General features: G+C 62.9%; 24 protein-coding genes. 15 read left to right on the top strand and 9 right to left on the bottom strand.

Annotated features, from left to right (window positions below):
* Window positions 1–145: 145 nt before the first annotated feature.
* The 4 genes from ACGYK7_RS03555 to ACGYK7_RS03540 are packed head-to-tail and all read right to left on the bottom strand — an operon-like array spanning window position 146 to window position 2,815.
* Entirely contained in the window at window positions 146–1,177 is a 1,032-nt protein-coding gene (locus ACGYK7_RS03555) for a MaoC family dehydratase (RefSeq protein ID WP_394399059.1), read from the bottom strand.
* Window positions 1,177–1,380, bottom strand: coding sequence for a DUF1737 domain-containing protein (locus tag ACGYK7_RS03550; RefSeq protein WP_067261906.1), 204 nt, complete (start codon window positions 1,378–1,380; stop codon window positions 1,177–1,179). The genes ACGYK7_RS03555 and ACGYK7_RS03550 overlap by 1 nt, the downstream gene beginning before the upstream one ends.
* 14 nt (window positions 1,381–1,394) lie before the next feature.
* The gene (locus tag ACGYK7_RS03545) at window positions 1,395–1,952 is read right to left on the bottom strand and encodes an NnrU family protein (RefSeq protein ID WP_394399057.1); all 558 of its coding nucleotides are present in this window, start codon (window positions 1,950–1,952) and stop codon (window positions 1,395–1,397) included.
* Complete coding sequence (locus ACGYK7_RS03540) at window positions 1,949–2,815, bottom strand: HpcH/HpaI aldolase/citrate lyase family protein (RefSeq protein ID WP_394399055.1); 867 nt, start codon at window positions 2,813–2,815, stop codon at window positions 1,949–1,951. Before ACGYK7_RS03540 ends, ACGYK7_RS03545 begins: the two co-directional genes overlap by 4 nt.
* A gap of 305 nt (window positions 2,816–3,120) precedes the next feature.
* On the opposite strand from ACGYK7_RS03540, the gene ACGYK7_RS03535 reads away from it, so the two are divergent.
* The 10 genes from ACGYK7_RS03535 (at window position 3,121) to ACGYK7_RS03490 (ending at window position 11,799) form a co-directional block, all read left to right on the top strand.
* The gene (locus ACGYK7_RS03535) at window positions 3,121–3,447 is read left to right on the top strand and encodes a hypothetical protein (RefSeq protein WP_394399053.1); all 327 of its coding nucleotides are present in this window, start codon (window positions 3,121–3,123) and stop codon (window positions 3,445–3,447) included.
* 177 nt (window positions 3,448–3,624) lie between these two features.
* On the top strand, window positions 3,625–4,740 hold the full coding sequence (locus ACGYK7_RS03530; protein ID WP_394399051.1) for a PRC-barrel domain-containing protein: 1,116 nt from the start codon (window positions 3,625–3,627) through the stop codon (window positions 4,738–4,740).
* 154 nt (window positions 4,741–4,894) lie between these two features.
* Window positions 4,895–5,857, top strand: a complete 963-nt coding sequence (gene mdh, locus ACGYK7_RS03525) for a malate dehydrogenase (protein ID WP_394399745.1) — start codon at window positions 4,895–4,897, stop codon at window positions 5,855–5,857.
* 254 nt (window positions 5,858–6,111) lie between these two features.
* Entirely contained in the window at window positions 6,112–6,495 is a 384-nt protein-coding gene (gene sdhC, locus ACGYK7_RS03520) for a succinate dehydrogenase, cytochrome b556 subunit (protein ID WP_067261898.1), read from the top strand.
* Window positions 6,496–6,506: 11 nt separating this feature from the next.
* Window positions 6,507–6,878 (top strand): succinate dehydrogenase, hydrophobic membrane anchor protein, encoded by a 372-nt coding sequence (gene sdhD, locus ACGYK7_RS03515; protein ID WP_067261896.1) that lies wholly within the window; start codon window positions 6,507–6,509, stop codon window positions 6,876–6,878.
* A 28-nt stretch (window positions 6,879–6,906) separates the two neighbouring features.
* Entirely contained in the window at window positions 6,907–8,712 is a 1,806-nt protein-coding gene (gene sdhA, locus ACGYK7_RS03510) for a succinate dehydrogenase flavoprotein subunit (protein ID WP_322329225.1), read from the top strand.
* Window positions 8,712–9,047, top strand: coding sequence for a hypothetical protein (locus ACGYK7_RS03505; protein ID WP_394399049.1), 336 nt, complete (start codon window positions 8,712–8,714; stop codon window positions 9,045–9,047). The genes sdhA and ACGYK7_RS03505 overlap by 1 nt, the downstream gene beginning before the upstream one ends.
* A 10-nt stretch (window positions 9,048–9,057) precedes the next feature.
* Complete coding sequence (locus tag ACGYK7_RS03500) at window positions 9,058–9,837, top strand: succinate dehydrogenase iron-sulfur subunit (protein WP_067261891.1); 780 nt, start codon at window positions 9,058–9,060, stop codon at window positions 9,835–9,837.
* 43 nt (window positions 9,838–9,880) lie between these two features.
* Entirely contained in the window at window positions 9,881–10,096 is a 216-nt protein-coding gene (locus ACGYK7_RS03495) for a hypothetical protein (protein ID WP_394399047.1), read from the top strand.
* A 53-nt stretch (window positions 10,097–10,149) separates the two neighbouring features.
* A complete protein-coding gene (locus ACGYK7_RS03490) occupies window positions 10,150–11,799 on the top strand; it encodes an FAD-binding dehydrogenase (protein WP_394399045.1) in 1,650 nt (549 codons plus the stop codon).
* A 191-nt stretch (window positions 11,800–11,990) separates the two neighbouring features.
* On the opposite strand, the gene deoD is transcribed toward ACGYK7_RS03490, so the two are convergent.
* From deoD to ACGYK7_RS03475, 3 genes are all read right to left on the bottom strand, one after another.
* Window positions 11,991–12,695: a purine-nucleoside phosphorylase gene (gene deoD, locus ACGYK7_RS03485; RefSeq protein WP_394399043.1), complete on the bottom strand. Its 705-nt coding sequence runs from the start codon at window positions 12,693–12,695 to the stop codon at window positions 11,991–11,993.
* A 217-nt stretch (window positions 12,696–12,912) separates the two neighbouring features.
* The gene (locus tag ACGYK7_RS03480) at window positions 12,913–13,257 is read right to left on the bottom strand and encodes an H-NS family nucleoid-associated regulatory protein (protein WP_394399041.1); all 345 of its coding nucleotides are present in this window, start codon (window positions 13,255–13,257) and stop codon (window positions 12,913–12,915) included.
* Between the two features lie 83 nt (window positions 13,258–13,340).
* Complete coding sequence (locus tag ACGYK7_RS03475; protein ID WP_394399039.1) at window positions 13,341–15,308, bottom strand: methylmalonyl-CoA mutase family protein; 1,968 nt, start codon at window positions 15,306–15,308, stop codon at window positions 13,341–13,343.
* Window positions 15,309–15,473: 165 nt separating this feature from the next.
* Here ACGYK7_RS03475 and ACGYK7_RS03470 point away from each other — a divergent pair, with 165 nt between their 5' ends.
* The 5 genes from ACGYK7_RS03470 (at window position 15,474) to ACGYK7_RS03450 (ending at window position 20,961) form a co-directional block, all read left to right on the top strand.
* Complete coding sequence (locus ACGYK7_RS03470) at window positions 15,474–16,871, top strand: 1-acyl-sn-glycerol-3-phosphate acyltransferase (protein ID WP_394399037.1); 1,398 nt, start codon at window positions 15,474–15,476, stop codon at window positions 16,869–16,871.
* A gap of 125 nt (window positions 16,872–16,996) precedes the next feature.
* Window positions 16,997–18,277 carry a crotonyl-CoA carboxylase/reductase gene (gene ccrA / locus ACGYK7_RS03465; protein WP_209217441.1) on the top strand — a complete coding sequence of 427 codons (1,281 nt, stop codon included), beginning with the start codon at window positions 16,997–16,999 and terminating at the stop codon, window positions 18,275–18,277.
* A 191-nt stretch (window positions 18,278–18,468) separates the two neighbouring features.
* The gene (locus tag ACGYK7_RS03460; RefSeq protein WP_394399035.1) at window positions 18,469–18,675 is read left to right on the top strand and encodes a hypothetical protein; all 207 of its coding nucleotides are present in this window, start codon (window positions 18,469–18,471) and stop codon (window positions 18,673–18,675) included.
* Window positions 18,623–19,342 (top strand): LuxR family transcriptional regulator, encoded by a 720-nt coding sequence (locus tag ACGYK7_RS03455; RefSeq protein WP_067261877.1) that lies wholly within the window; start codon window positions 18,623–18,625, stop codon window positions 19,340–19,342. The genes ACGYK7_RS03460 and ACGYK7_RS03455 overlap by 53 nt, the downstream gene beginning before the upstream one ends.
* An 80-nt stretch (window positions 19,343–19,422) precedes the next feature.
* On the top strand, window positions 19,423–20,961 hold the full coding sequence (locus ACGYK7_RS03450; protein ID WP_394399033.1) for an ATP-dependent RecD-like DNA helicase: 1,539 nt from the start codon (window positions 19,423–19,425) through the stop codon (window positions 20,959–20,961).
* On the opposite strand, the gene ACGYK7_RS03445 is transcribed toward ACGYK7_RS03450, so the two are convergent.
* Together ACGYK7_RS03445 and ACGYK7_RS03440 are read right to left on the bottom strand one after the other, a co-directional pair.
* Window positions 20,958–21,725: a TIGR02186 family protein gene (locus ACGYK7_RS03445; RefSeq protein WP_394399031.1), complete on the bottom strand. Its 768-nt coding sequence runs from the start codon at window positions 21,723–21,725 to the stop codon at window positions 20,958–20,960. The genes ACGYK7_RS03450 and ACGYK7_RS03445 overlap by 4 nt on opposite strands.
* Window positions 21,722–22,636 (bottom strand): sulfite exporter TauE/SafE family protein, encoded by a 915-nt coding sequence (locus tag ACGYK7_RS03440; protein ID WP_067261874.1) that lies wholly within the window; start codon window positions 22,634–22,636, stop codon window positions 21,722–21,724. Before ACGYK7_RS03440 ends, ACGYK7_RS03445 begins: the two co-directional genes overlap by 4 nt.
* Window positions 22,637–22,697 lie beyond the last annotated feature (61 nt).

Genomic DNA, 22,697 nt, shown 5'->3' with positions numbered 1-22,697 from the left:
CGCCGGGTTTGGCCAGCTAAAAATGAGATTTGTGATCACACGATAAATACGTGTGATCACATTTCCGCTCAAAGGCTGCGAATCGGCTGATTTTTGCTTGATTAAGGGGGGATAGGCCGCCCCACTCAAGGGGCGGACCGGCCAGTCAGCGCGGCATGAGCGCCCAATAATCGAGGTCAAGCAAAACCTCTGCGCGGTATTTTCCGGCCTCATCGCGCAGCTCGAAGGGGGCGCCGCCCTTGGTTGCCACAAGGCGCAGACGCAGCGCGCCGACGCCGGGGGCCGAAGTCTCGGCCTTGTCGAGCACTTCGGTCCATGCGCGGACGGTATCGCCTGCAAGGCAGGGGTTGGCATGGGCGCCGCCGTTCAGCCCCACGACCATCTGCGCATTGGCCAGCCCGTTGAAGGACAGCGCCCGCGCCATAGAGATCACATGCCCGCCGTAGATCAGCCGCGAGCCGTCGGGGCGGGCGGAAGTGTCGAAATGCACCTTGGCCGTGTTCTGCCACAGGCGCGTGGCCATCATGTGTTCGGCTTCCTCAATCGTGACGCCGTCGACGTGGTCGATCTTTTCGCCGACCACGTAGTCGCCCCAGCGGTGCGGCTCCCCGGCGCGGGCGAAGTCGTAATTGGTAAAGTCGAGGCCCTGCGGGATGTGCAATTGATCCACGCTCAGGGCATCGGGCAGATCCGGCAGGGTGGTTTCGGGCGCGGGGGCGTCGAGGTCGGCTTTGCGCACCATGACCCAGCGGACATAGTCCAGCACCATTTCGTCATTCTGGTTCAGCCCGCTGGTGCGGACCCAGACCACGCCGGTCTTGCCGTTGGAGTTTTGCTTGAGGCCGATGACCTCGCTTTCCGCGCGCAGCGTGTCGCCGGGCCAGACGGGGCGCAGCCAGCGGCCTTGGGCATAGCCCAGATTGGCCACGGCATTGAGCGAGACATCGGGTACGGTTTTGCCAAAGACGATGTGAAAGGCGATCATATCGTCGAGCGGGCTGGCCTTCAGCCCGCAGGACTGGGCGAAACTGTCGGCGGAATAGAGCGCGTGCCGCGCGGGGTAGAGCGCGTGATAGAGCGCGCGTTCGCCCGCGCCGACCGTGCGGGGCACCGCGTGATGCAGCACTTCGCCCAGTGTGTAATCCTCAAAGAAGCGGCCCCGGTTGGTCTTGCTCATCACTGCTCGCCCAGTTTGGTGTCGGGCGAATAGGTGCCGGGGGCGTCTTTCACCACGGCTTGGCCGCAGCGCATGACCCCGGCCTTGTGGTCCCATGTCTGGGTGGGGGAGCCGTAAAGCTCCCAGCCTTTGTTCAGCGCGTCGGTGACCTTGTGGCAAAAGGCGGATGTGTCTTCTTCGGAGAGGAAGCGGTAAACTTTCATGGAAGGCTCCGGGGTCAATGGGGGAAGGGGATGACGCCAAGCCATGTGTGAATGCCGGCGACGAGAACGAAGAGGATCGTGGAGATCACGATGAGGCGGATATAGGTGGCGCGGCCTGCGTGGGGCGGGGGTGTCCAGCCCGGCTCGGCGCGGTTGATCAGGATCACCTCGCTCACCGCCCAGCCGAGCATGGTGCCAAAGAGCAGGATAGAGGCGAGATCGCCATTGACCAGAAGATGCGCCGTGGCCCAGATTTTCACCGCCAGCAGCTGCGGGTGGCGGGTTTTATAGGCGGGCCATGCCTTGGCGCCCTTGGCGGCGCTGGAGCCGAAGACCCAGAAGGCCAGCACCATCAACAGGTTGTTAAGGTGGGTTAGGAAACTCGGCGGGGTCCAGACCGGAATGAATTCCGCCGCGCGATACCCCCAGATGATGAGGGCGAGTGCCACGACCAATGCGGCGGCCACTGCGCCTCGGCCTGCGGTGCCCATCTGCGCCCGTTGGTCAGGCATCAGGCGTTTGAAGAGATGGGCCCCGATCCAAAGGATCAGGCCGAGGATGAGAACTGTCATGGCGAAGGCTCCGGGCTCATGGCTGCAATTGCCGCCAGTTTTGCCAGTGTTTCGCGGGCGGTGGCAACATGGAGATTCTCCACGATCTTGCCGTCGACGACCGCCACGCCCTGACCTGCGGCCTGCGCCTCTTCATAGGCGTCTATCTGGCGGCGGGCGAGGGCGGCTTCCGCCTCCGACGGGGTGAAGGCGGCATTGGCGATGTCGAGCTGCGCGGGGTGGATCAGGGTCTTGCCGTCGAACCCCATGTCGCGGCCTTGGTCGCATTCGGCGCGCAGCCCGTCTTCGTCTTTGAACGCATTATACACCCCGTCGATAATCGCCACGCCATGGGCCTTGGCGGCCAGCAGGCAAAGGCCGAGGCCGGTGATCAGCGGCAGGCGGTCGGGGCGGAAGCGGGTTTGCAGGTCTTTCGCCAGATCGTTGGTGCCCATGACCATGGCCTGCAACTGACGGTGACCGGCGATGGCGGCGGCGTTGAGCATGGCGCCGGGGGTTTCCATCATCGCCCAGAGGGGGATGTCGCCCACAATCTCGGCCAGCGCTTCGAGATCGGCGGGGGAGCCGACCTTGGGCAAGAGAATCGCATCGGGCTGCATCGCGGCAGCGGCGCGGGCGTCATCGGCGCCCCATTCGGTGTCGAGCCCGTTGATCCGCACCACCCGCATCCGCGCGCCGTAGCCGCCCTCGGCCAGTGCCTCGGCCAATGTTTCACGTGCAGCGACTTTCTCGTCGGGGGAGACGGCATCTTCGAGGTCGAAGATCACGGCGTCGCAGGCCAATCCACGGGCCTTGTCCAAGGCACGGGGCTTGGAGCCGGGAATGTAGAGAACGGAACGCAGGGGGCGAGTTGTGGCGGTCATGAAAGGCTCCTCGGGCAGGGCGGCGCGCTGGCCGCCTAACATTGTTGCGCACAGAGGGGCATTTTTGTGCGAAAACTTCAAGGCAAAACATGCCGCGACGCAGCGAAGCCGTTGCAGAAATTTCCGCGCGGCGGATTAACCAGTCTTTCAGCCTTGCGGCGCACTGTCTGTTGCATCGCATCTGAGGCAACACTCGGCGCAGCGGATGCAGTCATTTCAACCAAGGCTGCTTTGGGGCCGGTGCGAAAGACGGCGCATTTCACCCCCCCCCAAGGATCACGCCTTTCGATGCGAAGGCAGATGCTATGACAGGTTTCGTTAAATTTCTTCACCTCGCGGCGCTCACCGCCGCATCGGCGATTGTGCTGGCCACCACGACCGAGGCGCAGACGCCGCGCAATTGCGCGCCGCGCGATCATGTGGTGCTGCGGCTGGCGGATGGCTATGGCGAGACGCGCCAGTCTATGGGGCTGGGCGGCGATAATGCAGTGGTCGAGGTTTTCGCCTCTGACCAGACGGGCAGTTGGACGATCACGGTCACCGGGGTCAATGGCATCACCTGTCTGGTCGCCTCGGGCCAAGGGTTCGAGGCGCTGACAGAAGAGCTGCCTGCCAAGGGCGAGGACGCCTGAAAGCGAGCCATATCGGGAAGACACGGGCGGCCCATGGTCGCCTTTTTTCTGTTTGGGTCTTGGCGGTTCTCGGGCAGAGGCCCGCTATTTATTTGTCTGGCCGTGGAACTGGATAGGGCCATCCGGGTTGTGGTTCCAGAAGAGCAAGCAACGCTCGTTTTTGGAAGGAGACTTACAATGAAACGTTTTCTGAGCACGACGGCCATCGTACTGACCATGTCCGGCGCAGCCTTTGCTGAGGCGCATTCCGAGGGCTTTGGTAACGTCGCTGTCGAGCAGACAGATTTCCTTGCGTCCGACCTGATCGGTATGCGCATTTACAATTCCGAAGCCGAAGTTGACGCGGCCACCCCTGTCGCCAATGGCGCAGAGCAGGATTGGGACGACATCGGTGAGATCAACAACATCATCGTGTCGCAGGACGGCGAAGTGACTGCCGTGATCCTCGGCGTCGGCGGTTTCCTTGGCTTGGGCGAGCGTGACGTTTCCATCTCCATGGACAAGATCCAAATCCTGAACGACGAAGACGGTGACCGTTTCCTCGTTGTGAACACCTCGAAAGAGATGCTGGAGCAGGCGCCTGAGTTCGAACGCCCCGTGATGGACGGCGAGCCCATGGAAGGCGACGCCATGAAAGAGACTGACGCGAACGTCACCGTCGTCAACGGCGAGACCGAAGCCGAAGAGATGGCCAATGAGGCCGAAGCCGAAACCAAGGAAATGGCCAATGAAGTAGAGGCCGAGACCGAGGAGATGGCTCAGGACGCAGAGAACGCGGCCGAGAACCTTGAAGCCGAGACCGAAGAGATGGCCAACGAAGTAGAGGCCGAATCCGAGGAAATGGCGCAAGAAGCCGAAACCATGATGGAGAACGCTGAAGCCGAGACAGAAGAAGCTGTCAACGAAGCCGAAGCAAACACCACCGTGATCACAGGCGATGAGACTGTTGAGCGTGAACTGCTGCCGCGCCCCGAGGTCGAGCGTGAAGGCTATGCCGCCGCCGAAGCCGAGATGATCCAACAGATGAGCGCCGATGACCTCGAAGGCTCCTATGTATATGGTGCCAACGACGAGACCGTGGGTGAGATCGACACGCTGCTGATCGGCGACGACGGCAAGGTTGACCGTGTTGTCATCAACGTGGGCGGTTTCCTTGGTCTGGGCGAAAAGCCGGTGGCCGTGACTTTTGACGAACTTCAGGTTCTGAAGAACGTGGAAGGCGACGATGTGCGGATCTACATCGACAGCACCGAAGAGCGTCTGGAATCGCAGCCTGAGTACCAAGGCGACTAATTCTTCGCCTTAAAGTTCAGCAATTGGCCGCCCCTCGGGGCGGCCTTTTTCGTGGTGAGGGCAGGGGTTAGCCGCTGTTAAATGCTGCAACTTGCACGGGACCGTGCATTTCGGTATCTCCGGCGCAAATGAAACCTCTGTCGGAGACATGACCATGGCCAGACCCAAAATCGCGCTTATCGGCGCGGGGCAAATCGGCGGCACTCTCGCCCATCTCGCAGCGTTGAAAGAATTGGGCGATGTCGTCCTGTTCGACATTGCCGAGGGCACCCCTGAGGGCAAAGCTCTCGATATCGCGTCGTCGGGCCCCTCGGGCAAGTTCGACGCCACCATGTCGGGCACTCAGGATTACGCCGATATCGCGGGCGCAGATGTCTGCATCGTCACCGCCGGTGTCGCCCGTAAGCCGGGCATGAGCCGCGATGACCTTCTGGGCATCAACCTCAAAGTTATGAAATCCGTGGGCGAGGGCATCGCCAAACACGCGCCCGACGCTTTCGTGATCTGCATCACCAACCCGCTCGACGCGATGGTTTGGGCGCTGCGCGAATTCTCGGGCCTGCCGCACAACAAGGTTTGCGGCATGGCAGGGGTTCTCGACAGCGCGCGTTTCCGCCACTTCCTCGCGACCGAGTTCAACGTGTCGATGAAAGACGTCACCGCCTTCGTTCTGGGTGGTCACGGCGACACGATGGTGCCGCTGGTGCGCTACTCCACCGTCGCGGGCATCCCGCTGCCGGATCTGGTCAAGATGGGCTGGACCACACAGGACAAGCTCGACGCGATCGTGCAGCGCACCCGTGACGGCGGCGCCGAGATCGTGGGCCTGCTGAAGACCGGTTCGGCCTTCTACGCGCCTGCCACCTCCGCGATCGAGATGGCCGAAGCCTATCTCAAAGACCAAAAGCGCGTGCTGCCTGCGGCGGCGCATGTCGATGGCGCCTACGGCCTGAACGGTTTCTACGTGGGCGTGCCCACGGTGATCGGCGCGGGCGGTGTCGAGCGTGTTGTCGAGATTTCGATGAACAAAGACGAGCAGGCGATGTTCGACAACTCCGTCAACGCGGTCAAAGGTCTGGTCGAAGCTTGCAAAGGCATCGACGAAACCCTCGCCTGAGCCTCACCGCATATGCGTTCGAAAGCGCGTCCCAATCGGGGCGCGCTTTTTCGTTCGGGGAAGGGGGAGGTTTTGTGATCACACGATAATCTGCTGTGATCACAAAAGCGGGCAGGACCACATCACTCTGTCATTTTTCCATCGAAACACCGGCCAAACCCCGCAGATTCCCCGCAGTTCCTCGTGACAGTCCTGTAAAAACCGCTATCAAGATGGCAAAGCACAGGACAAAGCACAGGACAAAGGACCGCGCCATGGCCGATGTGAACCGGGGTAACCGCCCGCTTTCCCCGCATTTGACGATTTATCGCCCCCAACTTACTTCTATGACGTCGATTCTCACTCGGATCACCGGCAACGCGATGCTGATCACCGCGCTGCTGATCGTGTGGTGGTTCCTCGCCGCCGCCACGTCGCTTGAGTATTTCGACACGGTAAACGGGATCATGACCAGCTGGTTCGGTGATTTGGTCTTTACCCTGTCTCTCCTAGGTCTGTGGTATCACACGCTGGCCGGCGTTCGGCACCTGATCTGGGACACGGGCCGGATGCTCGATATCCCCACCGCGGAAAAGCTGGGCTGGACCGTGCTGATCGGATCGGTCGTGCTGACCATCCTGACCATCATCATCGTTTGAGGAGCGACACCATGGCATACATGACAGATCGCAAACGCGCCCGCGGCCTTGGCTCGGCGAAAACCGGCACCGCGCATTTCTGGGCGATGAAAGTCTCTTCGCTGGCGCTGTTGGTCCTGATCCCGCTGTTCGTCTTTACCTTCGGCAGTGCGCTCGGCGGCAGCTATGAAGAAATCCTTGCCTATTACGCGCGTCCTTTCCCGGCCATCGTGGCGGCGCTGACGCTGATCGTGGGCTTTAAACATTTCAATGACGGCGTGCAGGTGCTGATCGAGGACTATGTCCATGGGCTGGCCAACAAAGTCGCCCTCATCGTGATGACCATCATCAGCTACGGCGCAGCAGCGGTCGGCGTTTTCGCCATCGCCAAGCTCGCCCTGTAACAATACGCCCAAACGGGAGACCGATTAAATGGCAGCATATGAATACGAAACCCACGAATATGACGTTGTCGTGGTGGGGGCAGGCGGTGCTGGTCTGCGCGCGACGTTGGGCATGGCGGAGCAGGGGCTGCGCACGGCCTGTATCTCAAAGGTGTTCCCGACCCGCAGCCACACCGTGGCGGCGCAGGGTGGCATCGCCGCGTCCTTGAGCAACATGGGCCCCGACAACTGGCAGTGGCATATGTATGACACCGTCAAGGGCTCGGACTGGCTGGGCGACACGGATGCGATGGAATACCTCGCCCGCGAAGCGCCCAAGGCGGTTTACGAGCTTGAGCATTACGGCGTGCCCTTCTCGCGCACCGAGGAAGGCAAGATCTATCAGCGCCCCTTCGGCGGCCACACCACGGAATTCGGCGAAGGCCCGCCCGTACAGCGCACCTGTGCCGCCGCCGACCGGACCGGCCACGCGATCCTGCACACGCTCTACGGCCAGTCGCTGAAGCAAAGCGCGGAATTCTTCATCGAATATTTCGCCATCGACTTGATCATGTCGGACGACGGTGTCTGCCAGGGCGTGCTTTGCTGGAAGCTCGACGACGGCACCATGCATCTGTTCAGCGCCAAGATGGTGGTGCTGGCCACCGGCGGCTATGGCCGGGCCTATTTCTCGGCCACTTCCGCACACACCTGCACCGGTGACGGCGGCGGCATGGCGGCCCGTGCGGGCCTGCCGCTGCAGGACATGGAGTTCGTTCAGTTCCACCCCACCGGCATCTATGGCGCGGGCTGCCTGATCACCGAAGGCGCGCGCGGCGAGGGCGGGTATCTGACCAACTCCGAGGGCGAGCGCTTTATGGAGCGCTATGCGCCAACCTACAAGGACTTGGCCAGCCGTGACGTGGTCTCGCGCTGCATGACCATGGAGATCCGCGAAGGCCGCGGTGTGGGCGAAAACAAGGATCACATCCACCTGCACCTCAACCACCTGCCGCCGGAAACGCTGGACCTGCGCCTGCCGGGCATCTCGGAATCCGCACGCATCTTTGCCGGTGTGGACCTCACCAAAGAGCCGATCCCGGTGTTGCCCACCGTGCACTACAACATGGGCGGCATCCCCACGAACTATTGGGGCGAGGTGCTGAACCCGACCGCCGATAACCCCGATGCCATCGCACCCGGCCTGATGGCCGTGGGCGAGGCGGGCTGTGCCTCTGTGCATGGGGCCAACCGTCTGGGCTCCAACTCGCTTATCGACCTCGTGGTCTTTGGCCGCGCCGCTGCAATCCGCGCCGCCAAGATCGTCGACGCCGACAGCCCGGTCCCCGCGCCGAACCTCAAATCGGTCGAGAAGGCTTTCGATCGCTTCGACGGTCTGCGCAATGCCAAGGGCGGCACGCCGACCGCCGAACTGCGCCTTGAGATGCAAAAGACCATGCAGGCCGATGCTGCCGTCTTCCGCACCGACAAGACGCTGGAGGAAGGCCGCAAGAAGATGATCGACGTGGCCGACAAGCTGAACGATCTGCATGTCACCGACCGCAGCCTCGTGTGGAACTCCGACCTGATGGAGACGCTGGAGCTGACCAACCTGATGCCCAACGCCACCGCCACCATCACCGCCGCCGCCGCCCGGAAAGAGAGCCGGGGCGCGCATGCCCATGAGGATTACCCGGATCGGAACGACGACGAATGGCGCAAGCATTCGCTGGCCTGGTTCGACGGCAACGATGCCAAGCTGACCTACCGCGCCGTGCACCTTGATCCGCTGACCAAAGAGGATGAAGGCGGCATCGACATGAAAAAGATCGCCCCCAAGGCACGGGTGTATTGATGGTCCGCACAGTACTCATCGCTGCCACACTGCTCGGCCTGTCGGCCTGTGTGGAGGTTCAGCAGGCGGTGGATGACACCGCCCGCCAGACCTCCAAAGGCGTGGTGACCGAGGTTCTGGCCACCCGTTTCCCGCAGGTGCCGAAAGAGCTGATCACCCCCTTCACCGATTGCATCATCGACAATGCCGACGCGCTGGAGCTGCGCGAATTGGCCCGCGCCACCGTGGTTGGCGTGGATGACACAACAACGGGCACCGTGCGCACCATCCTGTCGCGCCCCGAGACCCGTACCTGCCTGCTGGCCGCCGCGCCCGCAGCCGGTCTGACGCTTTAGGAGACGCATAATGGTTCAACTGACGCTTCCGAAAAACTCCCGCATGACCAGCGGGAAGACATGGCCCAAGCCCGAAGGGGCGACCAACCTGCGCGAGTTCCACATCTATCGCTGGAACCCCGACGACGGGAAGAACCCGGCGCTCGACACCTATTTCGTCGATATGGACGATTGCGGGCCGATGATTCTCGACGCGCTGATCAAGATCAAGAACGAGATCGACCCGACCCTGACCTTCCGCCGCTCCTGCCGCGAAGGCATCTGTGGCTCCTGCGCGATGAACATCGATGGGATCAACACGCTGGCCTGCACCTACGGCATGGAAGAGATCAACGGCGTGGTGAAGATCTACCCGCTGCCGCATATGCCGGTGGTCAAAGACCTGATCCCCGACCTCACGCATTTCTACGCCCAGCACGCCTCGATCCAGCCCTGGCTGGAAACCGACACGCCCGAGCCGCGCAAGGAGTGGAAACAGTCGATCGACGACCGCGCCAAGCTCGACGGTCTTTACGAGTGCATCATGTGCGCCTGCTGCTCGACCTCCTGCCCCAGCTACTGGTGGAACGGCGACCGCTACCTCGGGCCGGCGGCGCTCCTGCATGCCTACCGCTGGATCATCGACAGCCGGGACGAGGCCACGGGCGAGCGTCTGGATGACCTTGAGGATCCGTTCAAGCTCTACCGCTGTCACACGATCATGAACTGCGCCAAGACCTGCCCCAAGGGGCTGAACCCGGCAGCGGCGATTGCCAATATCAAGAAGCTGATGGTCGAACGGACCGTCTAAAAACAACAAGGCCCGGCCAAGCGCCGGGCCTTTGGTTTTCCCCATGATCCTACCCTTCGTCATCGTTATCGTCTTTGTGATCGTGCTGATCTTTGCCCGTCGCAACGCGCCCACGCGCGACTGCCGCTGGCGCGAAGACCGGGCGGGGGACAAGGGCGCCCTGCGCAAATACCACTGCGTCGCCTGCGGGGCCGAAGCCTACCGCAGCGAAGGCGCGCCCGACCGCTGTCTCAAAGGGCTCGACACCCCGCGTCTGTGACTTGCTTTTGCCCCCAGACCACCGCAAGCTTGCCGGAACAGGGGGGGGCGGCAATGGGTGCGCGTTTCAAAGCAGATGTGATCGTCGTGGGCGCGGGTCTGGCCGGCATGGTCGCCGCACATGAGGCCGTGCTGCGCGGCCGCCGCGTGCTTCTGCTGGACCAAGAAGCCCCGCAAAGCCTCGGCGGGCAGGCCTATTGGTCGCTCGGCGGTCTCTTCATGGTCGACACGCCCGAACAACGCCGCATGGGCATCCGCGACAGCGCCAAGCTTGCCTATCGCGACTGGATGGGCTCGGCGCAGTTCGACCGGGCCGAGGACGCCAACCCCCGCAGGCTGGCGGAAGGTTTCATCGACTGGGCGGCGGGCGACATGCGCGCATGGTTGCAAGGTTTCGGCCTGCGCTGGTTCCCGGTCGTCGGCTGGGCCGAGCGCGGCGGGGCAGGGGCGCATGGCCACGGCAACTCTGTCCCGCGCTTCCACATCACCTGGGGCACCGGCACCGGCATCGTCGCCCCCTTCGCCCGGCTGATGCAGGAATATGCGGCAGCGGGCAAACTGCGCCTCGCCTTCCGCCACCGGGTCACGCGGCTTGTCATCACCAATGGCGCGGTCACCGGCGTGGCGGGCGAGGTGCTGGAAGACAGCGACGCCCCGCGCGGTCAAAGCACGTCACGCAACGCCACAGGCCAATTCGAACATGCCGCCGAGGCCGTGATCCTCACCACCGGCGGCATCGGCGCCAACCACGATCTGGTGCGGCAACACTGGCCGAAAGACCGCCTCGGCCCCGCGCCGGGCCGGATGGTCAGCGGCGTGCCCGACTACGTCGACGGCAAGATGCACGCCATCGCCGCCGAGGCCGGGGCGGGGCTGATCAACGAAGACCGCATGTGGCACTATTGCGAGGGCGTCCAGAACTGGGATCCGATCTGGCCCAACCACGGCATCCGCATCCTGCCCGGGCCGTCCTCGATGTGGTTCGACGCGCGCGGCGACCGGATGGAAGCACCCTGCCTGCCCGGCTTCGACACGCTCTCGACCCTCAAACGCATCCTGCAAGCGGGCGAACACAGCTGGTTCATCCTCACCCAAAAGATCATCGAAAAGGAGTTCGCCCTCTCGGGATCCGAACAGAACCCCGACCTCACCTCAGGCAAATGGGGCGAAGTCTTGAAAGCACGGCTCGGCAAGGGGGCGACCGCCGCAGTCGAGGCTTTCAAAGAAAAGGGCGCGGATTTCATCGTCGCCGAGGACTTGGAAACCCTCGTTACCCGGATGAACGCCCTCACAGCAGACGCTCCCCTTGCCCCAGAGCACATCCGCGCCCAAATCGCGGCCCGCGACGGCCAGCTCGACAACCCCTTCGCCAAAGACGCCCAGATCACCGCAATCCGCGGCGCCCGCAACTATCGTGGCGACCGCTTGATCCGCACCGCCAAACCCCACGCCATTCTCGACCCGGCCAACGGCCCGCTCATCGCCGTGCGCCTGAACATCCTCACCCGCAAATCGCTCGGCGGATTACACAGCGATACCCAAGGCCGAGTGCTCACGCCGGCGGGCACCATCCTCCCCGGCCTCTTCGCCGCCGGAGAGGTCTGCGGCTTCGGTGGCGGCGGCTACCACGGCTACAACGCCCTCGAAGGCACCTTCTTGGGCGGCTGCCTCTACTCCGGCCGCCTCGCTGGCCAACACGCCTGAAAGACGCGCCACACCCCCTCCCTTCATCCTTTCCCAAATACCTTCCGCACTCTCCCCACACGCGAGCGCCAACCAACGAAGCACCCCCCTCGCTCACACCACCCGCCAAGCCACGAAAAAAGGCGCGACCCCCGCCGCGCCCCTTCATCCTTTTTCAAATACCAATCCCGCCCTCTCAGCAGGCGCCGCACTCAGGCAAAGGCCGCCTCCAGCGCAATCTCGACCATATCGCCAAAGCTCTTCTCCCGGTCCTCCGATGGCAGCGCCTCGCCGGTCTGGAGATGATCGCTTACTGTCAGCACCGCCAATGCCCGCCGCTTGTGCCGCGCGGCCAGCGTGTAAAGCTCGGCCGCTTCCATCTCGACACCGAGGATGCCATGGCGCACCATCTGCTCGTCAAGGTCGGGGCGCTCCGCATAGAAGACGTCCGAAGAATAGATGCCGCCTACATGGGTCTTTGCCTCCAGCTTTTCGGCAGCGGCCACGGCGGCGCTCAATAGGCCGTAATCGGCGCAGGGGGCGTAGTTCAATTCGCGGAAAATGCCCGTGGAGGGCGAGGTGATCGTGCTCGCCGTCATGGCGATGATCACGTCGCGGATGCCGACATGAGATTGCATGCCGCCGCAAGAGCCGATGCGGATCAGGGTCTGCGCGCCATATTCGGTCATCAGCTCATTGGCGTAGATCGACAGCGAGGGCATGCCCATGCCCGAGCCTTGGATCGTCACCCGGTTGCCGCGCCATGTGCCGGTAAAACCCAGCATGCCGCGCACTTCATTGACCAGTTCGGCCCCTTCGAGAAAGGTCTCCGCCGCCCATTTCGCGCGGTAGGGATCGCCAGGCATCAATACGGTTTCGGCGATATCGCCGGGTTTCGCGCCAATATGGACGGTCATTTCTGTCTCCTGATGTTTGGCGCATTTTGCCTGCGCGCGGCGGGCTTCACAAGGGCTGCCGTGGGGCCGGGGGGCCGCAGTAGGGCAGGCGCGGCGACGTTAACTCCCGCTCAGCACCGTGCCGGAGATCACTGTCCAATTCACTTTTCCGTCAACAATAAAAAGCGCCGGTGAATTGCTATTCAACCGGCGCGAAATTCCCGTATTCGGGGAAGTATTACACCCGCATCGTTTCCGGGTCGGCGCCTTTATCTATCTGAGCGCGAAACCAATTCGGCTGGCGGCCTTTTCCAGTCCAAGTCTGGGACGGGTTTTCCGGATTGGCAAATTGGGGTTTCGATTTCGGACCGCCGGGCGCCTTGCGCGGCTTCTTAGCCTTCTTCGGCGCGGGGGCTTCATCAGCTAACTCATTCAGGGAAAAGCCATATTCCGCCGCTGCCTTTTGCGCCGCCTTGCGTGCGGCGCGGCGTTCGCGGGCCTGTGCGGCCTGCAATGCCTTTTTGACATCCGACAGAAGTTTCTCCAATTCCTTGCGGCTCATGGATTTCAGGTCTTTTTCCATATCTGATATTTCCTTTCCAGATTGTGCTGGGAGAGGGAATTATAGAGCCAATAGGTTAATTGCACGATGTATTTTGTGTCAGCCTATTCCGCCGCCACCGCTTTGGGATCGGCGAGCGTAATGATATCTTGCATGATGACGTTCAATTCAAAGTCCTTCGGCGTATAGACCTGCGCCACCCCGGCGGCGCGCAAACGGGTCGCGTCGGCCTCGGGAATGATGCCGCCGACGATGACGGGAATATGCGTCAACCCGGCTTCGGCCATGCGTTCCATTAGGTCTTCGACCAAGGGCACATGGGAGCCCGAGAGGATCGACAGGCCGACCACATGGGCGGCTTCCGTCTGCGCGGCCTCCACGATCTCCGCAGGTGTCAGACGGATGCCTTCATAGCTGATGTCCATGCCGCAATCGCGGGCGCGGACGGCGATCTGCTCGGCCCCGTTTGAGTGGCCGTCGAGCCCCGGTTTGCCAACGAGGAATTTCAACCTCCGGCCCAATTTGTCGCTGACCGCATCCACCGCATCACGCAGGTCGTCCAGTCCTTCGGTCTTGTTGGACTGGCTTGCGGAAACCCCTGTGGGGCCACGATATTCCCCGTGAACGGCGCGCATTTGCGTGGCCCATTCGCCGGTGGTCACCCCGGCTTTTGCGGCGGCGATAGAGGCGGGCATGATGTTCTCGCCCGCTTGTGCCGCGGCGCGCAGATCGGCCAGCGCCTGTTTCACGGCACCCTCGTCGCGCGCGCTGCGCCATCTGTCGAGGCGGGCGAGTTGGTCGGCCTCGGCGCCGGGGTCGGATTGCATGATATCGCCCGCGCCGGTCATCAGGGGCGAGGGCGCGCCCTGCTGCCATTTGTTGACACCGACCACCACGGTTTCGCCGCTTTCGATGCGGCGCAGCCGGTCGGCATTGCTTTCGACCAAACGTCCTTTCATGTAATCAATTGCGGAAATCGCGCCGCCCATACCATCGAGATTCGCCAATTCGGCCCGCGCGCCTTCCTTGAGCAATTCGACCTTGGCATCGACTGCCGGATTGCCGTCGAATAGATCGTCGAATTCCAAAAGATCCGTCTCATGGGCCATGATCTGCTGCATCCGCATCGACCATTGTTGATCCCACGGGCGGGGCAGGCCGAGGGCTTCGTTCCATGCGGGCAATTGCACGGCGCGGGCGCGGGCCTTTTTCGACAGGGTCACGGCCAGCATTTCGATGAGAATACGGTAGACGTTATTCTCGGGCTGTTGTTCGGTCAGCCCCAGCGAATTGACCTGCACCCCATAGCGAAATCGACGGAATTTGGGGTCTTCGACACCATAGCGCTCGCGGCAAATCTCGTCCCAAAGGTCTACGAAGGCGCGCATTTTGCACATTTCGGTGACGAAGCGGATGCCTGCGTTCACAAAGAAGGAAATCCGGCCCACCAATTTCGGGAAATCCTCTGCCGGGACGCGGGGTTTCAGCGCGTCGAGCACGGCGGTGGCGGTGGCCAGTGCAAAGGCCAATTCCTGTTCCGGTGTCGCGCCTGCTTCTTGCAGGTGGTAGGAACAGACGTTCATCGGGTTCCATTTCGGCACATTCGTATAGCAGAATTCGGCCACATCCGCGATCATCTTAAGCGATGGCGCAGGCGGGCAGATATAGGTGCCGCGGCTGAGGTATTCCTTGATCAGGTCGTTTTGCACCGTGCCTTGCAGCTTGGCGACATCCGCGCCCTGTTCCTCGGCCACCGCGATATAGAGTGCCAGCAGCCAAGGGGCGGTGGCATTGATCGTCATCGAGGTGTTCATCTGTTCCAGCGGGATGCCGTCAAACAGCGCGCGCATATCTCCGAGGTGATTGACCGGCACGCCCACCTTGCCCACCTCGCCGCGGCTGAGCACATGGTCGCTGTCATAGCCGGTTTGGGTCGGCAGGTCGAAGGCTACGGAAAGGCCGGTCTGCCCGCGCTCGAGGTTCGAGCGGTAAAGCGCGTTGGACGCGGCGGCGGTGGAATGGCCCGCGTAGGTGCGAATGAGCCAGGGGCGGTCTTTCTGCGGTTGGGTCATTGTGGCCTCTTGAATCTGGATGGCAATAAAGTTGCGTCATTGCGTTGATAGGGGAAATAATATGCCTCTGTCAATTCGCTGCGTTGCGGCATCACTCGGGTCGCTTGAGCGGGCGGGAAACAGATAAATATTGTCCTCTCGCCCGCGCGCTGTAAGGGTTAAGCCATGACGCAGACTGTGCAATTGCCCCTTTGGCTGTTCATCCTCATCGTGGTTTTCGCAGCCGTCACGGCGCTAAGCCATTTTCTGCTGCCTTCGGTGCGTTGGTTCTTTCGCCGTCGGCTCGAACGGGCGGTGGAGCGGTTGAACAAGCGGCTGACCCGGCCCATCGAGCCCTTCAAATTGGCGCGGCGGCACGACATGATCCAGCGGCTGATCTATGATCCGGAGGTCAGCCAAGAGATCGTCAATTACGCCCGCAGCAACGGCGTGCCCGAAAACGTGGCCTTTCAAAAGGCGCGGGAATATGCGCGCGAGATCGTGCCGCGGTTTTCGGCCTTTGCCTATTTCAGTTTCGGCATCCGCCTGGCGCGGCTGTTGACCAATACGGTCTACCGGGTCGAGACGGCGGTGAGTAACGAGACAACTTTCGCCGCGCTGCCGCGGGATGCCACGGTGGTTTTCATCATGAACCACCGGTCGAACATGGATTATATGCTGGTGACCTATCTGGCCGCGCGGTCTTCGGCGCTGAGCTATGCGGTGGGGGAATGGGCGCGGGTCTGGCCGCTGAGCACGCTGATCCGCTCCATGGGGGCGTATTTTATCCGCCGCCGGTCGCGCGGGGCGCTCTATCGCAAGGTTTTGGCGCGCTACGTGCAGATGGCCACCACGGGCGGGGTGACGCAGGCGTTCTATCCCGAGGGCGGCTTGAGCCTGACCGGGGCCTTGCAGCCGCCGAAGGTCGGGCTTCTGTCCTATGTCGTGGATGGGTTCGATCCCGAAGGCGAGCGCGACATCATCTTTGTGCCCGTGGCGATCAACTATGACCGGGTGCTGGAGGACCGTGTGCTGATCGCGGCCGGGCAGCGCGGGGACCGGCGTTTCGGGGCGCGGACCACGGTGGTCGCGGGCTTTGTGCTGCGCAAGATGTGGCGGCGGCTGCGCGGGCGCGACACGCGTTTTGGCACGGCGGCGGTGACCTTTGGCGATCCGCTGTCGCTGCGTCGCACCGGGGCCGGGGTGCCGGTCTCGGAACTGTCCGAAATGCTGATGGACCGGATCGCGCAGGCGATGCCGGTGCTGACCGTGCCGCTAATCGCGCGGGTGATGTTGCAGGCCGCGCGTCCGATGCAGGAGGCCGACCTGCTGGCCGAAGTCGCCGCGACTTTGGAGCGGATGCCGTCGCGCAACCGGGTGCCGAAGCCGGAAGTCCTGCCCGAACGGGTCGCCCGCGCCGTTGCGCGGCTGAAGAAACGTGGCGTCATTTCCGAAGGTCCAGAGGGGCTGGAGATCGTCGAAGGGCAGGCGCCCGTCTTGGCCTTCTACGCTAATTCCATTGCACATTTTCCGGCGGATGATGCTGCACCTGCGGCAGAAATTGCTGCGACTGCTGGGTCATAAAATTACAAACGGCGGCATCTAGGGGTTGCATTGTTGCGTGGTGGATCATATCCCGAAAGGGAGCCGCCGCGATTCTGCGGTGCGGCACAGACCTTGTAGACACCGATCACCGGCAGGAGGCCCACATGGCACTGGATACGAAACACGCCGAATATGACGCCCCGCAAAAGGACCTCTATGAAGTGGGCGAGATGCCCCCGATGGGGCATGTCCCGAAACAGATGTATGCTTGGGCGATCCGCCGCGAACGGCACGGCGACCCGGACAGCGCGATGCTGCAGGAAGTGGTCGATGTGCCCAAGCTCGACAGCCAAGACGTGCTGGTCCTCGTGATGGCGGCGGGCATCAACTACAATGGTGTCTGGGCCGCGCGCGGCGTGCCGATCAGCCCCTTCGACGGCCATGGCGAGCCTTACCACATCGCGGGCTCCGATGCCTCGGGCATCGTCTGGGCGGTAGGCGACAAGGTGACCCGCTGGAAGGTCGGCGACGAGGTGGTGATCCACTGCAACCAAGACGACGGTGACGACGAGGAATGCAACGGCGGCGACCCGATGTATTCCCCCAGCCAGCGGATCTGGGGCTATGAGACGCCCGACGGCTCCTTCGCGCAGTTCACGCGGGTGCAGAGCCAGCAGCTGATGCCGCGGCCCAAGCATCTGACCTGGGAAGAGAGTGCCTGCTACACGCTGACGCTGGCCACCGCCTACCGGATGCTTTTTGGCCATGAGCCGCATGACCTGAAGCCCGGGCAGAACGTGCTGGTTTGGGGGGCGTCGGGTGGCCTCGGCTCCTATGCGATCCAGCTTATCAACACCGCGGGCGCCAATGCGATCGGCGTGATTTCGGACGAGAGCAAGCGGCAGTTCGTGATGGATCTGGGCGCCAAGGGGGTGCTGAACCGCAAGGACTTCAACTGCTGGGGCCAATTGCCCACGGTGAACACGCCGGAATATGCCGAGTGGTTCAAAGAGGCGCGCAAGTTCGGCAAAGCGATCTGGGACATCACCGGCAAGGGCGTGAATGTCGATATGGTCTTCGAGCACCCCGGCGAGGCGACCTTCCCAGTCTCCACCTTCGTCGTCAAAAAGGGCGGCATGGTGGTGATCTGCGCCGGCACCTCTGGGTTCAACCTGACCTTCGACGTGCGCTACATGTGGATGCACCAGAAGCGCCTGCAGGGCAGCCACTTTGCCCATCTCAAACAGGCGAGTGCCGCCAACAAGCTGATGATGGAGCGGCGGCTCGACCCCTGCATGTCCGAGGTCTTTAGCTGGGCCGACCTGCCCGAAGCGCATATGAAGATGATGCGCAACGAACATAAGCCGGGCAATATGTCGGTGCTGGTCCAAGCGCCAACGACTGGGCTGCGCACGCTGGAGGACACGCTGGTCGCCCGCGACTGAGCGTCACTTTTTGGCAAGGATGAGACCCCCGTGGCTTCGGCTGCGGGGGTTTTGCGTGGCGCCCCTTAGAAACAGCGGCTTAGCGCCCGAAACCCCGCCATTTATGGGGGGGCAGAAAGCGCGGATGGTGCAAAATTTGGTACATGCTATGGTTGTATTAATCTGCCATTAACCAAAGCTGGGCGACCCTCATGCGAGATGATTGGATATTGGACGTTTTGGCCGATCTCAGGGCGTTTGCCATGGCGAACCAACTGCCGCGCACGGCGGAACAGTTGGACGACGCGGCGCTGATCGCTTTGGCTGAGATGTCCTTGCAACGCGAAAGGGCCGTGGGCCGGACGCATGAGGATAGAGCCGCATCTGGAACGGATTTGGGAAAGGCTGGCGCAGGCTGATGGCCAGCCCGCCCTTGGGCAGGCCTGCAAAGACCTGCGCGATCACTATGGCATTTTGCACGTCGTCTATCACTGGGTCGATACGGCGGGGGTGCAATATGGCTGCGGCACCTATGGCGCGCTCTGGTCTGAGCGCTATCAGGCGCATAACTACCTGCGCATCGATCCCGTGGTCGCAGGCTGCTATCGCCGGTTCGAGCCGGTGGATTGGAAAGACCTCGATTGGTCCTCGCGCGCGGCGCGGCAGTTTCGCCGGGATGCTTTGGATCATGGGGTCGGCGATCAGGGCTTCTCGGTTCCGATCCGGGGGCCGCATGGGCAATTCGCGCTTTTCACCACGAACCACAGTTGCACCGATCGGGTTTGGGCCGCTTTCACCGCGCGGCACCGGCGCGATTTGATCTGGGCGGCACATTGCTTCAATGAAAAGGCGCTGGCGTTGGCTCCGGAGCGGGCGCCGGGTGCCGTGCAGGCGCTCTCCCCGCGCGAGGTGGATGCGATGACCCTGCTGGCGGTCGGCTATAGCCGCGCGCAGGTGGCCGACCGTCTGTCGATCTCGGAACATACGCTGCGCGCCTATGTGGAAAGCGCCCGCTTCAAACTCGGGGCATCCAACACCACACATGCTGTCGCCCGTGCACTCAGCCGGGGGCTCATCGTCGTCTGAGGCGGATAATCCACATGAATTGCAGGCGGGCGGGGCAAAGCCATCTGGCCCCCGGCGCGGGGCTCATTTAGGGTCGCCCAATGACATCTACCGCGCTCACCTATTCCGATGACCAAGCCGCCGCCCATGACAAGGTGGCCGATATGCTGCGTTCGGCGGGCATTGATCTGGACGACTCGCTTTTGATGCCGCCTGCGGGCGGGCCGGATCAGGTGATGGCGGTGACCGGGAAGGCCGGATCGGGCAAGACCCTGCTGCTGGCCGAGCTTTACCGCGCGCTGGAGGCGGCGGGGGTCGAGATCGTCTCGGGCGACTACGAATCGCGCAAGAAGCGCGAGAAGCGCAGCTTGGCGATCCTCGCGCCCACCAACAAGGCTGCAAGCGTGCTGCGCCTGCGCGGGGTGCCGGCGACGACGATCCACCGCATTCTCTACACGCCGGTCTATCACCCCGAGTACGAGCGCATCGCCGAATGGCTGACCGGCAATGGCGATAAGCCCGAGATCGAGGGCTTGAGCGAACAGGCGCTGGACCGGGCGGCGGCGTTTTTTGCGGGCAACAAGTCGGTGCCCGGGGCGCTGGCCGCGGCGGGGCTGCGCGGCAGCGATTTCATCACCGGCTGGAAGCGGCGCGAGGAGCCCTTGGACATCGGCTTTGTCGACGAAAGCTCGATGCTGGACGATAAGCAGTTCGAGGATCTCAAGGAGATTTTCCCGACGCTCTTGTTGTTCGGCGATCCGGCGCAGCTGGCGCCGGTGGGGCAGTCGGGGACCATGGTTTTCGAGAAACTGCCCGAGAAGCGGGTGTTAAACCTCAACCGCATTCACCGGCAGGAGGCAGATAATCCGATCCTCGACTTGGCCCATGCCTTGGCCGATCCGCAGCTCGAGTTCTACGATTTCGAGCGTATGGTCGAGGAGGCGGCGCGGAAAGATGACCGGGTGGTCTGGGGCCAGCGGGTTGAGGTGGACTTGATGGCGCGCAGCCCGGTGTTGGTCTGGCGCAACGCGACGCGCATCCGGCTGATCAACGCCTTTCGCGCCGTGCATGGCGCGCCCGAAGATGCGTTGCTGGCGGGCGAGCCGCTGATCTGCGACGGGATCGAACTGCCGCTGAAACACCGCAAGAAACGGCTGGACCTTGAGGCGCGCGGCCTGATCAAGGGCGCGCAGGTGGTCTATCTGGGCGAGGGGCGCAAGCCCGGGTTCAGCCGCTTGCATGTGATCGGGGCCGAAGACCCGCAGGTGAGTGCCGCCTCGATCGTGAAGATCGAGAAGCCGGATGAGGAGGAACCCTTTATCCCCTTCGCCGCACGTATGGGGGCGACTTTCCTGCATGGCGCGGCGGTGACGATCCACAAGGCGCAGGGCAGCCAGTGGGAGAACGTGCAGGTCTTCGCGCCCGATCTCTATGCCGCCGCGCGGATGGGGCGGTCTGAGGCCGGGCAGCCGCTGTGGAAACGGCTGGCTTACGTCGCCATCACCCGCGCGCAGGAGCGGCTGATCTGGGTGGTGCGCAACCGGTTGAGCAAGCCTTCGGGGCCGCTCAGGGTGGACGATCTGCGGGCGGCGCCCGCGGCGGCGCTGACGCTTGAGGCGACCGAGGATGGCGCGGCTTAGCGGCGCAGCAACCCAAAGACAGCAGAGGCGCCCCAGCCCGCGGCAACCGCAATGAAGAGCGATAGCAGCCCGTAGAGAAACGCCTGCTGATGGGCGAGGTTGAACAGCCAACGCTCCATCCCGACCTTGCGCACGTCGATGATCGTCTCATATTGCGCCACCACATCGCCGCCGCGCGTGAGGAAAATCCGCGTGTCATAGGCCCCTTCGGTGAGCGAGGCGGGCAGGGCGACGGCGGCGCGGAAGAGGGTTTGCTCATCCACCTTCACCCCGTCTTCGATGACTTGGTACAGGTTGGCATCTTTCCGCACGCGGATCAGCGCGTCGGTGAACTGGGTGGGGTCCGCGATCTCCATCGGGGCGCCGACCGACCGGATGGCGCGGGGGATGGAGATGCGGTGGCGCAGGTCTTCGATGCGTTTGAGCACCTCGGCCAGCGGGCCGGAGGTGACGACGGCGTAGAAGCTCGGCGCGCGGTCGACCTCAACCGCGGCGGTGTTCACCCAGATGCCAAAACGCCGCTCTTTCCGGCGCACCATGACCGGGGCCGATGGGCCGGAGACGGTAATGACGACTTCGAGCGGCGCGCCCTCGGGGATCGGCGCTTCGCGTTTCACGGCCCCGTAGACAAGGATCTCGGACCCGTCGAAATTGGTGGTGATGGAGACTTCGGCCTGGCTGAGGCCAAGCACGATTTCCTCTTCCGCCATGGCGGTCAGGGCCGTGAAACACAGGCCGAGAAAGGCGATCACCGCGCGCATCATTCCGCGGCCACCGGGCTGAGAGAATAGAGTTCAGCGGGTTCCAGCAGAAGGTCGAGCGCCAGCTTGCCGCAGACCGCCAAGACCAGCACCGCCAGCAGGATGCGCAGCTGTTCGGCCTGCATCCGCACGCCGATCCGCGTGCCCACCTGCGCGCCCAACACGCCGCCCACCAGCAGTAGCACTGCCAGCACGATGTCGACCGTCTGGTTGGTGGTGGCATGGAGCATGGTGGTGAAGCCGGTGACGAAGATGATCTGCAACAGCGAGGTGCCGATGACGACTTTGGTCGGCATGCCGAGCAGGTAGATCATCGCGGGCACCATGATGAAACCGCCGCCCACCCCCATGATCGCCGAGAGCATCCCGACCGCCGCGCCGACCAGCACCGGCGGGATCACCGAGATATAAAGGCCCGAAACCCGAAAGCGGATTTTAAACGGCAGCCCATGCACCCAATAGTGTTTCTTGCGTTTGACCCGGCCCCCCTTGCGGGTGCGGCGGATGGCGCGGAGCGATTCCACGAACATCAGCCCGCCGATGATGCCAAGAAAGACGACATAGCAAAGCGTCACCAGCAGATCGACTTGGCCCAGCGATTTCAGGTAGTTGAAGATGAACATGCCGATGCCGGAGCCGATCAGCCCCCCGGCCAGCAGAACCCAGCCCATTCGGAAATCGACCGTCTTCCGCTTGAGATGCGCCAGAAGCGCCGAGAAGGAAGAGGCCACGATCTGATTGGTCGAGGTCGCCACCGCCACGGCGGGCGGGATGCCGACAAAGAACAGCAGCGGCGTGATCAGAAAGCCGCCGCCGACGCCGAACATGCCCGACAGGATGCCCACGATGCCGCCCAGCCCCAAAAGGAGGAAGGCGTTGACCGATACTTCGGCAATGGGCAGGTAGATTTGCATGACGTTTCCTAGCCCCGAACGGCGGCGCAGTTCAACATAGCTTGTCGCGGTGAGGCGACGA

The organism is Sulfitobacter sp. 1A15299 (genome assembly GCF_043556915.1).
Taxonomy (GTDB): Bacteria; Pseudomonadota; Alphaproteobacteria; order Rhodobacterales; family Rhodobacteraceae; genus Sulfitobacter.
The sequence above is the reverse complement of the archived record's forward strand: the minus strand, read 5'-3'. Positions and strand labels throughout refer to the sequence as shown.

What these genes read in the sequence shown, in the direction of transcription:
- ACGYK7_RS03500 (WP_067261891.1), top strand. Translation starts at nt 9,058, where the DNA reads ATGGTTCAACTGACGCTTCCGAAAAACTCCCGCATGACCAGCGGGAAG.
- ACGYK7_RS03450 (WP_394399033.1), top strand. Translation starts at nt 19,423, where the DNA reads ATGACATCTACCGCGCTCACCTATTCCGATGACCAAGCCGCCGCCCAT.
- mdh (WP_394399745.1), top strand. Translation starts at nt 4,895, where the DNA reads ATGGCCAGACCCAAAATCGCGCTTATCGGCGCGGGGCAAATCGGCGGC.
- deoD (WP_394399043.1), bottom strand. Translation starts at nt 12,695, where the DNA reads ATGACCGTCCATATTGGCGCGAAACCCGGCGATATCGCCGAAACCGTA.
- ACGYK7_RS03480 (WP_394399041.1), bottom strand. Translation starts at nt 13,257, where the DNA reads ATGGAAAAAGACCTGAAATCCATGAGCCGCAAGGAATTGGAGAAACTT.
- ACGYK7_RS03505 (WP_394399049.1), top strand. Translation starts at nt 8,712, where the DNA reads ATGGTCCGCACAGTACTCATCGCTGCCACACTGCTCGGCCTGTCGGCC.
- ccrA (WP_209217441.1), top strand. Translation starts at nt 16,997, where the DNA reads ATGGCACTGGATACGAAACACGCCGAATATGACGCCCCGCAAAAGGAC.
- ACGYK7_RS03445 (WP_394399031.1), bottom strand. Translation starts at nt 21,725, where the DNA reads ATGATGCGCGCGGTGATCGCCTTTCTCGGCCTGTGTTTCACGGCCCTG.
- ACGYK7_RS03490 (WP_394399045.1), top strand. Translation starts at nt 10,150, where the DNA reads ATGGGTGCGCGTTTCAAAGCAGATGTGATCGTCGTGGGCGCGGGTCTG.
- ACGYK7_RS03455 (WP_067261877.1), top strand. Translation starts at nt 18,623, where the DNA reads ATGAGGATAGAGCCGCATCTGGAACGGATTTGGGAAAGGCTGGCGCAG.
- sdhD (WP_067261896.1), top strand. Translation starts at nt 6,507, where the DNA reads ATGGCATACATGACAGATCGCAAACGCGCCCGCGGCCTTGGCTCGGCG.
- ACGYK7_RS03545 (WP_394399057.1), bottom strand. Translation starts at nt 1,952, where the DNA reads ATGACAGTTCTCATCCTCGGCCTGATCCTTTGGATCGGGGCCCATCTC.
- ACGYK7_RS03540 (WP_394399055.1), bottom strand. Translation starts at nt 2,815, where the DNA reads ATGACCGCCACAACTCGCCCCCTGCGTTCCGTTCTCTACATTCCCGGC.
- sdhA (WP_322329225.1), top strand. Translation starts at nt 6,907, where the DNA reads ATGGCAGCATATGAATACGAAACCCACGAATATGACGTTGTCGTGGTG.
- sdhC (WP_067261898.1), top strand. Translation starts at nt 6,112, where the DNA reads ATGGCCGATGTGAACCGGGGTAACCGCCCGCTTTCCCCGCATTTGACG.
- ACGYK7_RS03495 (WP_394399047.1), top strand. Translation starts at nt 9,881, where the DNA reads ATGATCCTACCCTTCGTCATCGTTATCGTCTTTGTGATCGTGCTGATC.
- ACGYK7_RS03460 (WP_394399035.1), top strand. Translation starts at nt 18,469, where the DNA reads ATGCGAGATGATTGGATATTGGACGTTTTGGCCGATCTCAGGGCGTTT.
- ACGYK7_RS03555 (WP_394399059.1), bottom strand. Translation starts at nt 1,177, where the DNA reads ATGAGCAAGACCAACCGGGGCCGCTTCTTTGAGGATTACACACTGGGC.
- ACGYK7_RS03535 (WP_394399053.1), top strand. Translation starts at nt 3,121, where the DNA reads ATGACAGGTTTCGTTAAATTTCTTCACCTCGCGGCGCTCACCGCCGCA.
- ACGYK7_RS03475 (WP_394399039.1), bottom strand. Translation starts at nt 15,308, where the DNA reads ATGACCCAACCGCAGAAAGACCGCCCCTGGCTCATTCGCACCTACGCG.
- ACGYK7_RS03470 (WP_394399037.1), top strand. Translation starts at nt 15,474, where the DNA reads ATGACGCAGACTGTGCAATTGCCCCTTTGGCTGTTCATCCTCATCGTG.
- ACGYK7_RS03550 (WP_067261906.1), bottom strand. Translation starts at nt 1,380, where the DNA reads ATGAAAGTTTACCGCTTCCTCTCCGAAGAAGACACATCCGCCTTTTGC.
- ACGYK7_RS03530 (WP_394399051.1), top strand. Translation starts at nt 3,625, where the DNA reads ATGAAACGTTTTCTGAGCACGACGGCCATCGTACTGACCATGTCCGGC.
- ACGYK7_RS03440 (WP_067261874.1), bottom strand. Translation starts at nt 22,636, where the DNA reads ATGCAAATCTACCTGCCCATTGCCGAAGTATCGGTCAACGCCTTCCTC.